This is a genomic window from Pseudomonas sp. PP3 (genome assembly GCF_905336995.1).
Classification (GTDB): domain Bacteria; phylum Pseudomonadota; class Gammaproteobacteria; order Pseudomonadales; family Pseudomonadaceae; genus Aquipseudomonas; species Aquipseudomonas reinekei.
This window is the reverse complement of the sequence record NZ_HG995459.1, coordinates 4,589,939-4,607,266: the sequence shown is the minus strand read 5'-3', so window position 1 is coordinate 4,607,266 and position 17,328 is coordinate 4,589,939. Positions and strand designations below refer to the sequence as shown.

The 17,328-nt window shown below is 50.1% G+C and carries 11 protein-coding genes; 9 read left to right on the top strand and 2 right to left on the bottom strand.

Annotation, left to right across the window (positions count from 1 at the left end; translation table 11 throughout):
• Positions 1-11: 11 nt before the first annotated feature.
• From KHO07_RS20995 to KHO07_RS20980, 4 genes are all read left to right on the top strand, one after another.
• Entirely contained in the window at positions 12-1,325 is a 1,314-nt protein-coding gene (locus tag KHO07_RS20995) for a cytochrome c (RefSeq protein WP_212625422.1), read from the top strand.
• Between the two features lie 183 nt (positions 1,326-1,508).
• A complete protein-coding gene (locus tag KHO07_RS20990) occupies positions 1,509-2,372 on the top strand; it encodes an alpha/beta hydrolase (RefSeq protein WP_212625421.1) in 864 nt (287 codons plus the stop codon).
• A gap of 53 nt (positions 2,373-2,425) precedes the next feature.
• Positions 2,426-3,271, top strand: a complete 846-nt coding sequence (locus KHO07_RS20985; protein ID WP_212625420.1) for a fumarylacetoacetate hydrolase family protein — start codon at positions 2,426-2,428, stop codon at positions 3,269-3,271.
• Between the two features lie 222 nt (positions 3,272-3,493).
• Positions 3,494-4,426, top strand: coding sequence for an AEC family transporter (locus KHO07_RS20980; RefSeq protein ID WP_212625419.1), 933 nt, complete (start codon positions 3,494-3,496; stop codon positions 4,424-4,426).
• A gap of 104 nt (positions 4,427-4,530) precedes the next feature.
• On the opposite strand, the gene KHO07_RS20975 is transcribed toward KHO07_RS20980, so the two are convergent.
• The gene (locus tag KHO07_RS20975; RefSeq protein ID WP_212625418.1) at positions 4,531-5,055 is read right to left on the bottom strand and encodes an AraC family transcriptional regulator; all 525 of its coding nucleotides are present in this window, start codon (positions 5,053-5,055) and stop codon (positions 4,531-4,533) included.
• Between the two features lie 882 nt (positions 5,056-5,937).
• Here KHO07_RS20975 and KHO07_RS20970 point away from each other — a divergent pair.
• From KHO07_RS20970 to KHO07_RS20955, 4 genes are all read left to right on the top strand, one after another.
• A complete protein-coding gene (locus KHO07_RS20970; protein ID WP_212625417.1) occupies positions 5,938-7,023 on the top strand; it encodes a catalase family peroxidase in 1,086 nt (361 codons plus the stop codon).
• Positions 7,020-7,565 (top strand): cytochrome b, encoded by a 546-nt coding sequence (locus KHO07_RS20965; protein ID WP_212625416.1) that lies wholly within the window; start codon positions 7,020-7,022, stop codon positions 7,563-7,565. The genes KHO07_RS20970 and KHO07_RS20965 overlap by 4 nt, the downstream gene beginning before the upstream one ends.
• 653 nt (positions 7,566-8,218) lie before the next feature.
• Entirely contained in the window at positions 8,219-10,417 is a 2,199-nt protein-coding gene (locus KHO07_RS20960) for a TonB-dependent siderophore receptor (protein WP_212625415.1), read from the top strand.
• Positions 10,418-10,801: 384 nt separating this feature from the next.
• Entirely contained in the window at positions 10,802-15,913 is a 5,112-nt protein-coding gene (locus KHO07_RS20955) for an ATP-binding protein (RefSeq protein ID WP_244858315.1), read from the top strand.
• Positions 15,914-15,941: 28 nt separating this feature from the next.
• Here KHO07_RS20955 and KHO07_RS20950 read toward each other — a convergent pair whose 3' ends face one another.
• Complete coding sequence (locus KHO07_RS20950) at positions 15,942-16,118, bottom strand: hypothetical protein (RefSeq protein ID WP_212625413.1); 177 nt, start codon at positions 16,116-16,118, stop codon at positions 15,942-15,944.
• Positions 16,119-16,336: 218 nt separating this feature from the next.
• Here KHO07_RS20950 and KHO07_RS20945 point away from each other — a divergent pair, with 218 nt between their 5' ends.
• Positions 16,337-16,849 (top strand): hypothetical protein, encoded by a 513-nt coding sequence (locus KHO07_RS20945; protein ID WP_212625412.1) that lies wholly within the window; start codon positions 16,337-16,339, stop codon positions 16,847-16,849.
• Positions 16,850-17,328: the final 479 nt, after the last annotated feature.

The window sequence follows — 17,328 nt, the reverse complement described above, 5'->3', positions numbered from 1 at the left end:
GAGTCGGCACCATGGCTAAAACACTAGCAGCAGCGCTTTGCATCACTGCGACCTTAACGGCGTGGGGAGCAGAGAATGACCAGGCTTCGATCGCCAAAGGTGAGTACCTTTCTCGTGCCGGGGATTGTGTGGCCTGCCACACGGCAAAGGGGGGGAAGCCGTTTGCTGGGGGCTTGCCGATGGAAACACCGATAGGAACGATTTTTTCGACCAATATAACGCCGGACTCTAATAGCGGAATCGGTAATTATTCTTTCGAAGACTTCGACAATGCGGTGCGTAGAGGCATTCGAAAGGATGGCTCCACTCTTTATCCCGCCATGCCTTACCCCTCCTACGCACGCGTCAGCGGTGATGACATGCGGGCGTTGTACGCATATTTCAATTCCGGGGTGCCTCCCGTCGACCAAATCAATAAGGACTCCGAGATCCCGTGGCCTATGTCCATGCGATGGCCATTGGCTGGGTGGCGGTTAATGTTTGCCCCAGAACCAAACCCGGAAGCTAAAGCTTCGGGCGAGCGTGGGGCTTATTTGGTAGAGGGGTTAGGGCATTGCGGGGCGTGCCATACGCCCCGGGCGTTAACCCTTCAAGAAAAGGCTCTTAACGACCATGTCGGGAACGATTTCCTTTCCGGTGGAGCGCCTATCGAGGGCTGGGTGCCCAAGGATTTAAGGGGGAGCAAAACCACAGGCCTGGGGCAGTGGACTGAAGTGGATATCGTGCAATTCCTCAAGACGGGTCGTAACGATCGTACAGCCGTGTTTGGGGGCATGAGCGAGGTGGTAGACCATAGTCTTCAACATTTATCCCAGGATGATCTCGGGGCAATAGCCCGATATTTGAAAACCTTGTCTTCTCGAAATCCAGAAATAGCAGTACGAGGCGACGATGATGCCGCACAAAGGTTGCACCGTTTGAAAATCGAGAGCTTGGGTGCCAGGATCTATGCCGACAATTGCATGGCTTGTCATAGAAGTGATGGTTTGGGATATAGCCAAACTTTTCCAGGCCTCGCTAACAATTCCGTTCTCTCTGATTCTTTGGCCGACTCAGTAATCCGCATTGTTTTGACAGGTTACACAACGCCAGCAACCAAGGAGGCAGTTACACAATACACCATGCCAGCATTTGGGTGGCGCTTATCCGACGAAGAGGTTGCCCAGGTTACAACATTTATCCGCCAGTCTTGGGGGAATGTCGGACATCAAGTTACAGCAGATGATGTAGCCAAAATCCGTAAAGGTATTTCTGATCAGGAACTGCTTGGGGCTGCTGGCCCGCTATTAGAAAGTGATTCGAACCGAAAGCCAGTTGATAAGTGATATCAGGTCTTAAAATTCATTATTAAATAAAACCCAGCGTGGTCACTCGAAGGCTTATTAGCTTGAATTTATGTTGTTTGTCTTCCGAGGTTGATAACTCGCGGAGTCATTTGGCTGTTAATACCGTCGGCTTACACAGTCAGCTTAATGTTTTTATACATGTGAACCATCTGAGGGATAGTTATGACTGCTACGCGAAGCTACACAATTGAGGCTAATGGTATTCGTCAGCATGTTGTAGAGGCGGGAAAAGGAGCGCCTGTGATCTTGCTTCATGGGTTTCCGGAGACTGGTTATGCTTGGCGATATCAGATACCAGTATTAGCAGAAAAATACCGTGTCATTGTGCCGGATTTGCGTGGCTATGGTGAGACCGACAAACCAGCCAGTGGCTACGACAAGCGCAATATGGCCTTGGATGTTCGCGAGCTTATGCGCAAATTGGACATCCATAAAGTAGCCTTGGTTGGCCACGATCGCGGTGCAAGGGTCGCCACCAGGTTTGCTAAAGACCACCCGGATCTGATTGATCGTTTAGTTGTGATGGATAATGTTCCAACTCGCATCGTTGCTCGCGACCTCAACGCAAAGATCGCAAAGGCGTACTGGTTCTTCCTGTTTCATCTGGTTCCTGACCTACCAGAGGCGCTAATCGCAGGGCGTGAGCACCTTTGGCTCCGACATTTCTTTTCTGATTGGTGCTACGACCCGATGGCCATTTCAGGCGAGTCTTTTGATACTTATGTCAAAGCGTATCAGGCCCCGGGAGCTGTGCGTGGTGCGATGGCCGATTATCGGGCCAACTCAGTCGATATCGCTCAAGATCTTGAAGATGGGCATGTGAAGATTGAGTGTCCCACTATGTCCCTTTGGGGTGCAGATTTTTACGCCGTCGGGAAGCTATTTGATATGCCCAAGATATGGTCGGAAATGGCCTCCAATCTCGAAACCTATGCGATTGAGCAATGTGGTCATTTGCCTCAGGAAGAACAACCAGAGATCGTTAATAAGCTGCTTTTGAATTTTCTCGAAGGTTGGAAGGGTTAGATTTTTTCGAATACTAATTCATAGTTTAATATTTTTCTGGAAAGGGATATTTTATGAAGCTGGTAAGATTTGGAGCAAAGGGGGAAGAACGCCCCGCCATTCTCGGCGCTGACGGTTTTCTGCGTGATTTGTCCGAACACGTTACAGATATTGACGCCTCCACACTGTCCGCAGACAAGCTAGCCAAAATTGCGGCGTTGAATGTGGAGGAACTCCCAGTTGTGCAGGACGATTCAGTTCGGCTTGGGCCACCTGTTAAAATCGGCAAGATCATTTGTATTGGTCTTAATTACACTGACCATGCTGCGGAAGTAAAGCTCCCATTACCTACCGAGCCTACAATATTCATGAAAGGCTGTCATCCAACGGGGGCATTCGATTCAGTCACTTTACCTAAGGGCTCTGAAAAAGGTGACTGGGAGGTAGAGCTTGGTATCGTTATCGGCAAACGTGGCTTGTACATAGACACATCAAATGCTCTTGAGCACGTCGCCGGGTATTGCGTTGTAAATGATTTGTCCGAGCGATCATATCAAATGGATCGCGGTGGGCAGTGGACGAAAGGAAAAAGCTTTCCGGGATTTGCACCTGTAGGCCCATGGTTGGTCACAGCGGATGAAGTCCCTGATTCCAGTTCGCTTTCAATCTGGCTTGCTGTCAACGGGCACAGATATCAGGACGGAAATACTCGAAATCTGGTATTTGACGTGCCAGCGGTAGTTAGTTACGTCTCAAATTTCTACCAGCTTGAGGCAGGTGATTTGATCATCACTGGTACTCCTGCCGGGGTAGGTCTAGGTCAAAACCCCCCCGTGTTTCTGAAGCCTGGAGATGTCGTTACCGCAGGGATTGAAGGGTTAGGAAGTCAGCGTCTAGAAATTCGAGGATGGAAGGAGTGATCAGCCAAACTCCTCTATGAATACGAGTTGATGGGCTGTTCCAACTGGGTGCAGGCGGGCCAATTTAGAACCGTTTTACGGATACCGGCCCGCTGCTGCTCGATCGCAAACTTACCTCCCAAAAAACCCTACAGGCACCTCTGGGCAGAGTGTTGATCGTTCTGTTGAACGAAGCGTATTTCTGTGTAGTTGCCACTGCCTGCCGTTCACTGGCGAAAAAATATGAATGTGCTTTTCTCTGTAGTACTGCCCATCTTTGCGTTAGTGGGCGCGGGCTGGGCTGCGCGACGTTATGGTTTTTTAGGGCCATCTGGCGCGCGTGAATTAAACCACTTTGTTATTTATCTAGGAATGCCGGCATTACTGTTTCAGATTATGGCCAACGCTAGCTGGCATGATCTAAACCAGCCAGGTTTCACCATGGCATTTGCGCTTGGATGTGCTGTCACCTTCGCACTCACCGTGATTATCAGATACCTCAAAACCAAGCAATTGGCAGATGCAAGCCTAGATGGACTGAATGGTGGCTACGCCAACGTCGGTTTTATCGGGTTTCCGCTTTGCATGGCGGCTTTCGGCGCACAGAGCCTGCCATTGGTAACAATCACAGCCATCTTGACTGTAAGTATTCTGTTCGGCATTGCGGTGCTACTGGTGGAAATTGGCTTGCAGCCAAAGGGGAACCTGTTCGGAATAATGGGTAAGGTTATGTTATCCCTAGCCAAAAACCCTATGTTGCTGGGCCCTGTTTTAGGTGTGCTGTACGCTGAGTTTGCACCGCCCCTGGCAGAAGGCCCCAATCGATTTCTTAGCTTGCTCGCCGGTGCCGCGAGCCCTTGTGCACTGGTTTCCCTCGGAGCGTTCATCGGGGACGCGAAAGGACGGTTTGATTGGTCGCATCTCTCATTCCTGGTAGCGTTCAAACTTGCACTGCAGCCAGCAATCACTTGGTTCGCCGCCCTTTATATTTTCCACTTGTCCCATGAGCTCACAGCAATCGCCGTGGTTGTGTCGGCACTGCCAACAGGTACCGGGCCCTACATTTTGGCTAATCTTTATAATCGCGATGCGGATACAACAGCGGGCAGCATTCTCATCTCCACGATGCTCTCAATCGTGACGATCGCGGTGCTAGTCTCACTGTTTAAAACTTAATAGCTGATTCAATTTATCATTCGCCGCAGCTAGCTGCGGCGTCCGTTTAATTGACTGAACCTTATAGGAAAAGTGGATGGGCGGTAAATAACCTTTTTTTCAACTCAGTTAGCCGAGAACTTTTCCCGCCAAGCTTTCGGAGAGATACCGGAAGCTTCTTTGAAAACACGAGAAAAATGTGATTGGTCGGAGAACCCACATTCGAGGCTAATCTCGGCAATATTTTTTTTGGTTTTAACAAGCAGCTCTTGCGATTTTTGCAATCTGATGCGGCTAAACCATTCTTTTGGTGACATTCCTGTGTTGCATTTGAATGCTCGGGAAAAATAGCTGCGCGAGAGGGCGCAGGCATCAGCGATTTTATTTATGGATATATTTTCGGAGATTCCAGAGTTCATCAGCTCCTTGGCCCTATCTTCCTTCCACAAAGGTAACCGCTGGTTTGTCTCCTTTGAGCCTTCTTGCGGTGATTCCAAGCATAGCGTGATTAGTCCGACTTTCAGCTGCTCTTCAAGGACTTTCTCATATCCAGCCGGCGCGTTGACTGACAGAGCACAGCTCACGGTTTTTATGAGTTTGAAAGTTTCGAGCCTGATTGCAATCTCGCGAGATTTGCTTAATGCCGTCATGTTAAGGAATCCATGGAATCTCAGCGCCACGTTAGGTGGAAGTATCTCCAAATCAAGCTATAGCCTTCGCGCTCTTAGGCCGAGGTGTTCGCCTGGACTGTAGGGGGCGGATGCTATTTGCTTGGAAGAAGCCGTCCCGCCGTGCGTATCAATGTTTTCATATAGTACGTTGGGGAGATTGAAGTCACATGCTGAACATTTTCATGACAGTGATGCATAAGTGCATCTTTCCTCTGCGACGTTTTTGTCTCAAGACCCGCCATTAGACGGCTGACACGATTCTTCGAGGGGCGGGGTCAGCGTACAGGTGGGGCAGGTCGTCAGCAGGCAGGTGAGGAGGCAGAGCTGACCTATGCCACCACGTCCAATGCTTCACCGTGTTTTAGCCAACTGCTAAGCGTAATCGTGCTACTACCCCCGCAGTAACACAATGCTCATTCAAGGTGCGGGAAACTGGAGTGCGTATTCGTCTGACCCTAGCGTATTGCTGTTGCCATGCTCACCGACGGTGCGCTATGTCTGAGTAACGTACCCTTCAGGAGTGATAGAAATTTTGATCGTTTCGCTAGATTGGCCTTGGTCAAACAAAAAAACTTTTGAAAATCCCACCTTTCATCAAGCGCACAAGCATCCAATATTTCCATTAAGTGGCTGTCTACCATTTCTACGAAGTAGGTTAAACGATGGCTGTACCTCTATCTAACACAGTGCGGATAAATTTTGCTTATAAACGTGCAAGGTGTTTGGTAATAGTTAATAAATTTCAGCTGGAAAGTCCATGCTGTATGACTTTGAGTAAACCCTTGATTCCTAAATCATCGGTCACTGTAATCAAACCTTTGAACTTAAAATGCTTGCCATTGCCCGGCTTGGAGCTTTTTTATGTACGAAAACGATATCCCCCAATTAAAAAAGTCTCCATTGAGCAAGGCCGCGATGGCAGTACGTTTCGTCGCTATCGGCGCAATATTAGTTATCTCACTTAGTGCGATGGGCTACGTCAATGGTTTGTTTGACGCGAAACGCCTGACGCCTGAGAGGGTTGTTAATGCGCTTGAGCGTAACGCTGGTTTACATCCCGGATACCGGCGCAACCATCCTAAAGGTGTATGCGTTGTGGGCTATTTTGAAAGCAATGGATTAGTCGCCACGCTGTCTAAAGCCCAAGTGTTTAGGCCTGGCCGCATCCCCATTATTGGGAGGTTGGCGTTACCAACGGGCGATCCTTTTTCCCCTGACAATGCTATCCCTGTTCGCAGTTTTGCAATCCAATTTACTCAACCGGATGGGCAGCAGTGGCGCACAGGTATGAACAGCATGCCGGTGTTCCCGGTTGGTACGCCTCAAGCCTTTGTTGATTTGCTTATTGCGACCTCACCCGATCCCAAGACAGGAAAGGTCGACCCATCCAAACCTGCCGCTTTTTTTGCCGCTCATCCCGAGGCGCAACCATTCCTCGCGTGGGTTCAAAACGCCAAACCCTCTGCGAGTTACGTGACACAAGCGTACAACAGTCTAAACGCTTTCTTTTTGGTAGATGCGCAAGGACACAAGCAAGCAGTTCGCTGGACGCTTGTGCCGCAGTCCTCCGTGGCGGGTGAGGCTCCCACCCAAGTGGATTATCTGGAGCAAGATTTAAATGAGGAACTGAAGAGCGGCCCTAAGCGCTGGAGTTTGGTTTTCACGCTGGCTAACCCCGGAGACCCTGCGAATGATGCTTCCAAGCAATGGCAGGGTGATCATCAGACTCTTGATGCAGGAACGCTTGTGATCGATCGCGACATGCCACAAATCGAGGGCGATTGCCGTGATATCAACTTCGACCCTTTGATGCTACCTGAAGGGATTGAAGGATCAGATGATCCGCTGCTGGCTGCCCGCTCAGCCGCCTATGCAAGATCTTATTTGCGCAGAACCAGCGAGGTTAGCGCATTACAAGTGCCACAAGCCCAGGAGCACCAGCAATGACCACACCGTCACATCATTTCGCTCGGCTAACTCGTTTTTTGCACTGGCTGATGGCTTTTATGGTCATCTCGATGTTGTTTATTGGAGCTGGGATTACCGCATCCGTTTCAGAGCGTCATGAGTGGTTGCTTGACCTGCATAAACCTTTGGGAATTGCAATCTTGGCATTGGTCATTGTGCGAATTATCGGGCGTTTGTCGTCGAGAACGCCGCCACTACCGCTTGATCTGCCTGAGTGGCAAGTGGCTGCGGCCAAGCTATCGCATTTCCTTCTGTATGGCCTGATGCTGGTCATGCCTCTGCTAGGTTGGGCGATGATTTCGGCGGCGGGTGACCCGGTTATGCTTTCCGACGCGGTGCGTTTACCTTCCTTGATCTCGCACAATGCTGAAACTTACGCGCAATTGCGTCGAGCTCACGGTTATCTCGCTTACCTTTTCTTCCTGACAATACTGGCGCACCTAGGGGCAGCTCTCTTTCATGCTTGGATTAGAAGAGACGCCGTGTTCGCGAGCATGGCACGGGGCACGCCCAAGCGTTAATTTCTTCGCAATCACTGGCACCTTAGAGCCAACGCTGATCCAAAATGTACCGCTGGTTTCGGTACGCGGATGCCTAACAGGATCTGGAACAGCGGTTCTCTACTCGGGGAGCCGCCAGTTATCGTCTCTACCTCATGACGTACCTGAAATTTAGAGTCATCTCCTGAGACAGCCCCGATTTGTCTCAGCCAAAATCGAAAACGTCTTCTGTGTCGGGTATCGGGAAATGGCGTCGCTCCACTGAGATCCCTTCGACATCCTGTCGAATTATCAGCCTGTCTGAATACATTTTGACAGTTGTTCAGCACATTGAGTTAGAGCCAATACTCGGAGCAAATTGTTCAGCCCGGGCCGAACTTTAATCTGCTGCCCATTAAGGATAGGGCGGAGATACCGCAGGAGGGAAACGATGATCGCGTTGATTTTACGGCATGCCCAGATCTGGGTAGTGATACTAGGGTTAATGGTGCTTATTGCGATCCTGTTGTTCGATTAGACCCCCGTGTCTGCTGGGAGCTCAGGCGCAAAACCTTAAAAATCCTTAAAGCTTGCCCTCGTCTATGGCAATTCGATGATGGCATAGCGATAATGTTCCTGCGAATCATTAGCATTAATGCTGTCGACCTTCCGTTTCCTCGCAGGTAACTCACTACATGTTATTTTCATTTCCGTCGCGGCCCACCTTGCTCGCTCTTTGCTGCTCCGCCAGTTGTTTCGCCCAGGCCGCAGAGCCGATTGAGTTAGGAGTAACCGACGTTACTGCCGATTCGGTCAATGCCAATTCCAATACGTTACCCGCAGCATACGCTGGTGGCCAGGTAGCGAGGGGAGGGCAGATGGGGGTGTTGGGAATTCAGGACAACATGGACGTCCCGTTTGTGATGACAAGTTACACCTCAAAGTTGATTGAGGATCAACAAGCTGAAGATTTGGGGGATGTACTCCTCAATGACGCGTCGGTGCGCCAATCTTACGGGTTCGGTAACCAATCCCAAGTGTTCGTGATTCGTGGATTGCCTCTGAACAGCGACGACATCTCGTACAACGGTCTTTACGGTGTGCTGCCTCGTCAAATTTTGTCTACGGATGCTATCGACCGTGTCGAGGTATTCAAAGGCTCCAACGCTTTCATTAATGGTGTAAGTCCCACAGGCTCAGGACTTGGTGGCGGAGTAAATCTGCAGCCCAAGCGAGCGGAGGATATTCCTACCCGTCGGTATACACAGGACATCAGTACAGATGGCCGCATTGGTGAACATCTAGACCTCGGACAGCGCTTCGGGGAAGACAATCGTTTCGGCGCTAGAGTGAACCTAAGTCAGCGTGAGGGAGAAACAGCGATTGATGATGAGGATCAGCGCACGAAATTATTCGTCGCGGGTCTGGATTATCAAGGAGAGGACTTCCGGCTTTCCACTGATTTCGGTTATCAGAAGCAGCGCATCAATGGGCTGCGTAATTCAGTCAATATCGGAAACGCCTCTCGCATTCCTACTGCCCCGCATGCCGGCCATAATTATGGTCAAGACTGGACTTACTCCGAAACCGAAGACACTTTCGGTATGGTTCGTACCGATTGGGATTTGAATGAAAACTGGACTGCATACCTTGCCGGTGGAGCTAAGCACACCCGTGAGACGGGTGTCTACGCTACTCCCACGCTGGTGGGAAACAACGGCGTATCTACGATTGGTGGGTCAGAAATTCCGCACAACGAAGACAACACTACCTTCGCTGCAGGGCTAAACGGGCGTGTTAACACAGGCCCGATTTCACACCAGATCGCCGTTGGCGGATCGACTATATGGACGGAACAGGAAAACGCTTACACTTTCTATCGTTCCGTCAGTGGCAACAGCAATATCTATAATACACCGGGGCTTCCTAAACCGACGTCGGTGTCCAGCACCGGCGGCAAGATGGGTGATCCAGGAGTGACGGGCAAGACTCGCAACCGCAGCCTCGCGATCTCCGATACGCTTGGCTTGTTCGATGACACATTGCTCCTGACGTACGGTGTACGCCGTCAGCAACTGCGTGTTGAAAACTACAAGTACGACGGGAGCACTTCAGGTGGTGTAGCTAATCCAGCAAACGATGGCAGCCGCAGTGCTCTATACGATGAGTCCATTACTACGCCTGTTTACGGGATAGTGTACAAGCCTGTTGAAAGCGTTTCGCTCTACGCAAACAGGATTGAAGGTCTCGCAAAAGGGCCTGTTGCATCGGGTACAGGCATCACGAACGTGGGGGAAGCCTTTCCACCGGGCCGCACTAAGCAGCTGGAAGCAGGCATCAAGTTGGACATGCAAACGTACGGGGCCAGCTTGGGCGTGTTTCGCATAGAAAAACCTTCAGATGGCTACGTTGACAATCAGCAAAGGCTTTACGTGCGCGATGGGGAGCAGGTCAACAAAGGATTGGAGATAACTGTCTTCGGTGAGCCGATGGAGGGGCTGCGGTTGATGGTCGGTGGTACTCGAATGACGTCGGAATTAAAGAAAACTGCCGGAGGAATTAATGACGGCAATCACGCCATTGGAGTCCCCACCTTTCAGCTCAATGCCAGCGTGGATTGGGATGTTCCAGGTATCGAGGGAGCTGCTCTGAGCGCACGGATGTTACGCACCGGAGGTCAGTACGCCGATCAGGCTAATAATCTAAGCTTGCCTACATGGAACCGTTTCGACGCAGGGGCTCGCTACAAAATGAAGTTTGTCGAGAAGGATCTCACTTTGCGAGTCAATGTCGAAAACATTACGGATAAAAACTACTGGGCATCCGCAAATGGCGGGTATCTCTCCCAGGGAGATCCACGTTTGGTCAAATTCTCAGGCACTGTCGATTTCTGAACAGGCATTAGCGAAAAAACACTGTAAAACGTGCGGCGCGTTATTTGACGACTCGCATGTCCGGTATAGGAAATCTAATCATAAGCCGTCTTTCTTGGCGGCTTTTTTAACGTCAAAAATCCTGCGCGCATTAGCATAGCATCGTGGCAGCTCCTTCCATCAGCTTTTTTGCGTGGAGGACGGTCTTTGGTGAACATACGCCTAGCACAATCAATCAAAAAATTACGCCGACTTTACAAGAACAACGCAACCCTTGTAGTTAAACTAATGCACCTACAACGTCAATCGAGGGAGGAGGGCGGGCCCTTCAAATTTCTTGGGGTACTATCCAGCGCGGTAGTAGTATCTGCCGATGATCGACGATCCGGAGAGTAAGTGTCCGCCATGTTTCAAGATAACCATTCACCAGTCAAGCAAGGTTTTTGGGAGAACGTAGAGTGGTTAGATCACTGCGCGTTGACGCTGCTGCGGCATGAGGAGTATCTGACTTACCTACGTATTCGCGACTTGCGTACAGATGCTGAATGGGATGCTGCGCGGGCTTCCTCATCTTGCCCCATCGCTTGCCAGCAATTGGAGCGTGACTTCCGCATACCGCTGGATGCCGAGTGGGCCGTTCAGCCCCTCGCCTTTATACGTTCGGTTGAAGGCCCGATGGTCATCTATCCCCGCAGCACCAATCTGCAAGAAAGCACTCCAGTTGGGGGATTTACGTTATCCAAATTTCTGGAAATTGCGATCGCAGTGGCGCACTCACTCGCTCGCTCGCATTCGGCCGGGGTGGTACATGGTTGTTTGACCCCTATGCACATCGCTGTAACCGACTCAGGTGTCAGGCTGAATTTTTTCAAATCTAGAGATGGCAAAAAACCTTCCACGGGGTCGTTTTCCGAAACTCAATGGCCTTACATCGCTCCGGAACAAATGCGTGACGATTTGAAAGTGAATGGAGCACGCTCTGATGTCTATTCACTGGGTGTAGTTCTTTATGAAGTCTTGACCAGACGCCTCCCTTTTCAAGCAATGACACTTGTGCAATGGCTTCATCTACACGCTGCTGTACAACCGATAAATCCATCAGAGATTGATTCAGAAATTCCCGAAATTATCAGTAGGATTATTCTGAAATGCCTCGCCAAGGAACCTGATGACCGATACCAGTCTGTTGAAGCATTAGTGGCAGACTTGGCCCATAGCGGCGATCAGTTGGCCGAGGGTGGACGGATAAGTTCGTTCGACCTTGGGCTGTTAGACAAGCCTCTCGAATGGTCAATGTCCTCTGGGCTGATAGGTCGGGAAGCAGAGGAATGTAGGCTGACGCAATCTTATCAGCAGGTTGCATCAAGCGGTCATTCTGCAGTGACCGTTCTCTCGGGGGTGGCGGGAGAGGGCAAGTCGAGCCTGGTCAGGCATTGGATTGCTGACGTCATGCCTGAATATTGGGCAAGCGGCAGAAGTAAATTATTACAACGTGAAATTCCTTACGCACCATTTCGGACGGTGCTTTCCAGCTTGGCGAAATTACTGACCGCGCAGAGCTTTGCAGAGCTTGAGCGATTAAAGGTGCTGTTGACCAGCAAATTGGGCAATCGAGGTCAACTGATCGTCGATCTCTGCCCTTGCTTCTCGGATGTTCTGGGCCCTCTCGTGGTACAACCGACAGTGCCGGCCGTCCACGCTGTCGTTCGAGCTAATCAAACGTTGCTCGATACCTTCGAGGTATTTGGCAGCCATAAGAAACCGTTGGTACTGTTCATCGACGATCTTCAATGGGCGGACGAATCGACACTCTCACTGCTTCACGCGTTTATAGAAAACCCACCTAAAAATGTTTATCTGATCGTTGCTCATCGCACTGCGGCCTCATCCAAATGTGATGATTTGAACCGTTTTCTTGAAAAAATTGATCTCGCTCAGGCGTTAAACACCGAGACCATTGCTCTCAAACCTTTTTCTGTCGAAACCGTCGCTCAATTCTTATCCAGCAAGCTGAACATGACTATTGCGGAGCTGGACGAAGTCGCTCTCCTCGTACATCTCAAGACGGCAGGTAATCCTTTCTTTATCGTCCAGATTTTGCGCGCACTTATAGACGATAAATTATTGATTTTTGAGAACAAGCATCGCCGCTGGGCCTGGCTGCCAGAAGAAATAGCACGCCACCGCTACGCGGACAACGTTGCTGATTTGATGGTGAATCGCTTAAGCCGCTTACCGATTGATGAATTGGGCTTGATGCGACTTGCCAGCTGCGTGGGGGTGAAAGTTCAAGAGGGTTTTCTAAGTGAGCTTAGTGAACTTGAAGATTTCGAGTTTACCAAGGCGATGAAGTCTCTTATTGAGGCTGGTTTTTTGATGCATGAAAACCAATTTCTGAATTTTCCTCATGATCGCATCCACGAAGCCGCTTACAGCCTTACTGATTTCGACGTTCGTCCGAGTGTCCATGGCCACATAGCCCAAGCCATGATCCGTCAGCATGGCAATGGAGGTGACTTCTCCGTATTCGAAATCGCAAATCACATTCGATGGAGCGCGATAGCCGAATATCCAAATGAAGTGAGTGAGAAACTCATTTCTATTTTGATGGAGGCTGCCACACTCGCCCGGAATGCGGGCGCCGTGCGGCAAGCATGTGACTACCTTACAAGCGCGACCGCGGTGTTGACGTGTCAGCCAGATGGGGGGGGCTTTGCGTTTTCGGTAAAGTGGCTAGCAACGGAGTGCTATTTATCGCTCGCTGAATTGGACAAGGCGGAAAGTTTAATTGGTCAATGCTTTGCCGAGGCGAGAAGTGATGAGGATAGGGCCAGTACTTACCGATTGCTGGCAACGCTCAAAACTTTGCGCTCAGATCATGAGGGCGCCATCTGCGCTGCACTTACAGGCCTTGATTTGGTTGGCAGTGCTCTTAAACGCAAGCCTGATGACCATGATTTGGATGAGATTTATGACAGCATCCGCTCTTTGATTGGCAGCCGATCGATCACTGATCTCCATGCGCTGCCTCGGATGACTGATCCAAGAGTAGAAGTCACAATGGAGTTGCTGACCACTCTGCTTTCATCATTCTTCACTCACGATGGACTAGGATTCCTGCATTTAGCAAAAATGGTAGAGCTGACTTTGATCCATGGAACCTCCTCCTCAAGTTGCTACGGCCTGGCGTGGTTCGGAGTGAGAATCGCCTCTCGATATGAAGAATACGAGTATGGGCACGCGTTTGTGCAACTTGCACTAGATATAGGAGAGCAGAGGGGGTATGAGGCTGGACGTCCCTCTTCGCTCCTAGCGCTGGATCAGGTTAGCCCTTGGACGCTACCGCTTGATTTTGCCAAGGAGCAGGCAATGAAAGCTTTCGAGATAGGGAGTCAGGGCGGTGACGTAGTAATGGCATGTTACGCGGTAGCGCACATCGCGGCCGACATGCTCGTTATGGGAGAAACGCTACCTATAGTTCTAGATGAGCTGGAACGCGGCATGCGCTTCGTTCGTAAATTCGACTATTTCGACGTGGAGCGGATCACTGAAGCGCAGAGGAAATTCGTCACCGATTTGCAACACGGTGCTAAAGCACTGGTGAGTCCGGATTTCGAGCAAAAAACAGAGTATCCGTTCGATGGTCAGGAGGTTTCTCCACCTACTAGGTTCTGGACGGTACTATATGCTGGCATGTCTGCTTGTATAATGGGCGACGCAGAATCTGCAATTCGCCATTTCGAAGCTGGTGCAGCTACGTTGTGGTCGGTATCCGCTCATATCAACCTGTCCAACTACTACTTGTATTATAGTCTGGCACTCGGACACCAGCACGCGCCTGGGACTGCAGAATCCAAGCTGGTGCTTCTTGCTCAGCATCGTCGACACATCGCTCTTTGGACAAAATTGAATCCGTCGACATTCCGTCATAAATTGCTGCTGATTGACGGAGTTATTGCCCGCCTTGAAGGGCAAGATGTCGTGGCTATCCGAAATTTTGACCATGCAGGAATTGCAGCAGCAGCTACGGGAGCGGTTCATGAACAGGCAATTGCCCATGAGCAGCTTGCTCAAACATGCATATGCACAGGACTCATATCGGGCACAAATTTACACCTGCGAATTGCGCGCGACTGCTATCGACTGTGGGGAGCAGGCGCAAAAGTTGAGCGAATGGAGCAGGAACACTCTTTCCTCACGATTGATCCCATAGTCGAAAGGTACAGCGTGACATTGCTCCAAGAGCAACTCGACATGGAAGCGGGCATTGGCGTTGCGAAAGCTGTGTCCGAAGAAGTACATTTGGATCGTCTGATTGAAACGTTTATGAAGCAGATGATGCTTTACTCCGGGGCAGACAGCGGCGTGCTGGTTGGGGTGGATGGCGCTAATTTCAACATTGCCGTATCAGCCAGTGTGAAAGATGATGTAGTCGTTTCAACTCTGGAGCCTTTGACAACTGATTTCGAAAACCTTCCCTTATCGGTGTTGTACGCTACCGCCCGTACAGCCAAACCGTTGGTCATTGACGATGCGATGCGGCAGTGTCCGATCGCTCATCGAGCTGATCTTTCTAATCGTCACATCAAGTCGATGCTTTGCTTGCCATTGGTCAAACAGGGGAACGTATTAGCCCTGTTGTACCTTGAAAACAAACATACCTCTCGGCTATTCGATCATAAAAAATTGACGATGCTTGAATTGTTAGCATCTCAAGCCGCAATGTCTTTGTACACTGCACGTATTTACGCTCATGCGCTTGAGGAGAGCCGGTTGCGCGCCAAAACAGAGCTAGAGCTAAGCGCATCTCAGGCAGAACTCGCGCGGAGTACGCACTCAGCCGTACTTGGAGAGCTCGCGGCGTCAATTGCGCATGAAATTAGCCAGCCGCTTTTAAGTATCATGACTAATTCTGCTGCAAGCTTGAGTTGGCTCAATCGCGAAGATCCCGACTTAGAGGAGGTAAGGACAGGTCTGCATGATATCTGTGTCGATGTCCAGCGTGCGACCGATATTGTTCGGGCTTTAAGATCACTGGCGACGCAAACCCCTATGCAAATTTTACCAATATCGGTAGATGACATCATCCGGGATGTAATGCGGCTACTGCTGCCTAAGATCTCTTCAGCAGCAGTGCGGGTGCATATTGAGCTTTCAGCGCCACAGCCAGTTCCTGGTGATTCGGTGCAGATTCAGCAACTACTGTTTAACCTGATCACAAATGCTCTAGACGCCATGTACCATCAACGCGCCGAGGGGCGAGTGCTGACTGTGCGTACCTACTGTGACGAAAGATGGTTGCATACGAGCATCGAGGACAATGGCCCTGGGATACCTGAGGAAAATGTGGAAAAAGTCTTCAATCCTTTTTTCACTACAAAAGGTAGTGGCATGGGAATGGGGCTTTCCATCTGTAGATCCATTCTCGATGCACATTCCGGCCGGCTTACCATCGACACCACTTTCACCGCCGGATGCAGAATGCTTTTCAAGATTCCGCTCGGGCCAGTCGTGTAACCGAGCGCGTTGGCGGAACGGTAGAGGCTCAAAGTAATGAAGCAACGGCTGCTTCAGGTTTGGAAGCGGTCTTGCTTTCTTGATTATATTCTTTCTTCTCTCTTACTCTGTCTATTTCTATTGTCGGCAGCAGCCCATTTTTTGTACGCGGGTCTTCAAAAAAATGCGCACTTGGCATCAATATTTCAAATTCAGGATTGACCATCCTACTTCCGATAGCCTGTCGATGGAAAGTCTGCGGGCTGACTAATTCTTGTTGTGATAATTGAGTCCACTATCACCTGTGCGAGCAGTGTGCACCGCTGGTTCTGGATCAAATCCACAAGGCATCTCTTCGGTAGGGCATTCGTTTAGAAATAACCGCCCAAGCCACCAAAGTTGCTTTGGGACAAGGATTTTTTTCTGAATTATTTGGGGTCACCGATGGATGAAATGCTCACTGCAGTGTTCGGCGCTCGATTAAAGAAATACCACTACCTCGTTAAACTCCATTTATGGATGTGCGTAGCGCTGATATTGGTAGTTGTATGTTTGCTGGGTACTCATGGATTGCGGGGAGGAACTGGAGCTCCTTCTTCGCACCTGCATATTTTCGAAGCTAGTCAGAGTGATCTCTCGAAGAATGCCGGATTAACCTCTATGACATGCGTTTACTCTCGTTTCATCACACCACTTCTTGATGCCTCTACGATCCCGGTAGTAATGCCTACTGCCGTACTCCCTGAAAACGTCCAGTTCAGGAGCGAAGTGAGCCGAAAACATCTTGAGGATAACAAGTTCTACCTGGGATTATTGCATGGCTCGTACCCACCTCAAGATGGGGGTGATGATGGGTTTGACCGTTTGGAAACCTTGGATTCCACTCACCCAAGCGAAACTTACAGTATTAATGCACAAATCTATCCGATCACGCCGCACCGTACATTCATGTTTTGAAGATATCGCTTTTGTATCCCCGCAATGTGTTCGATGCCGATAGTGGGACTTTTGATTATCGTCACCCTATCGCATGACTGCGTGGGTGCGCGGTCATTTGCATAACCGAATCACTCTCGTTGCGCCAATCCACTCTTACCCCTCACTTCGCAATTTTCGGAGCCCGCATGATGGTAAAGAGTTTTGTATGCAACGGGCGTCCAAATCGCGTGGTTTTTGATGTGGGATCCGTCCAAGGGCTTGAAGAAGTTGCGCGATTAAGCTCATCTCGCCTGTTGATTGCATTCACGCCGCAGCAGTGAGGAATGGCAAAGAGGGCCGCACTGATGTCGGGTTAACAGGTTGTTGGTATTTTTGATAAGGCAGCGACCGAGACGGAACCGGCGATGTCATTGACGACGCAAGAGGGCGTTTGCTCAATGATTACTGCTTGCTTCAGCTCAAGAATGATCCTACTCAACTTGAAGCTCGCACCAGTT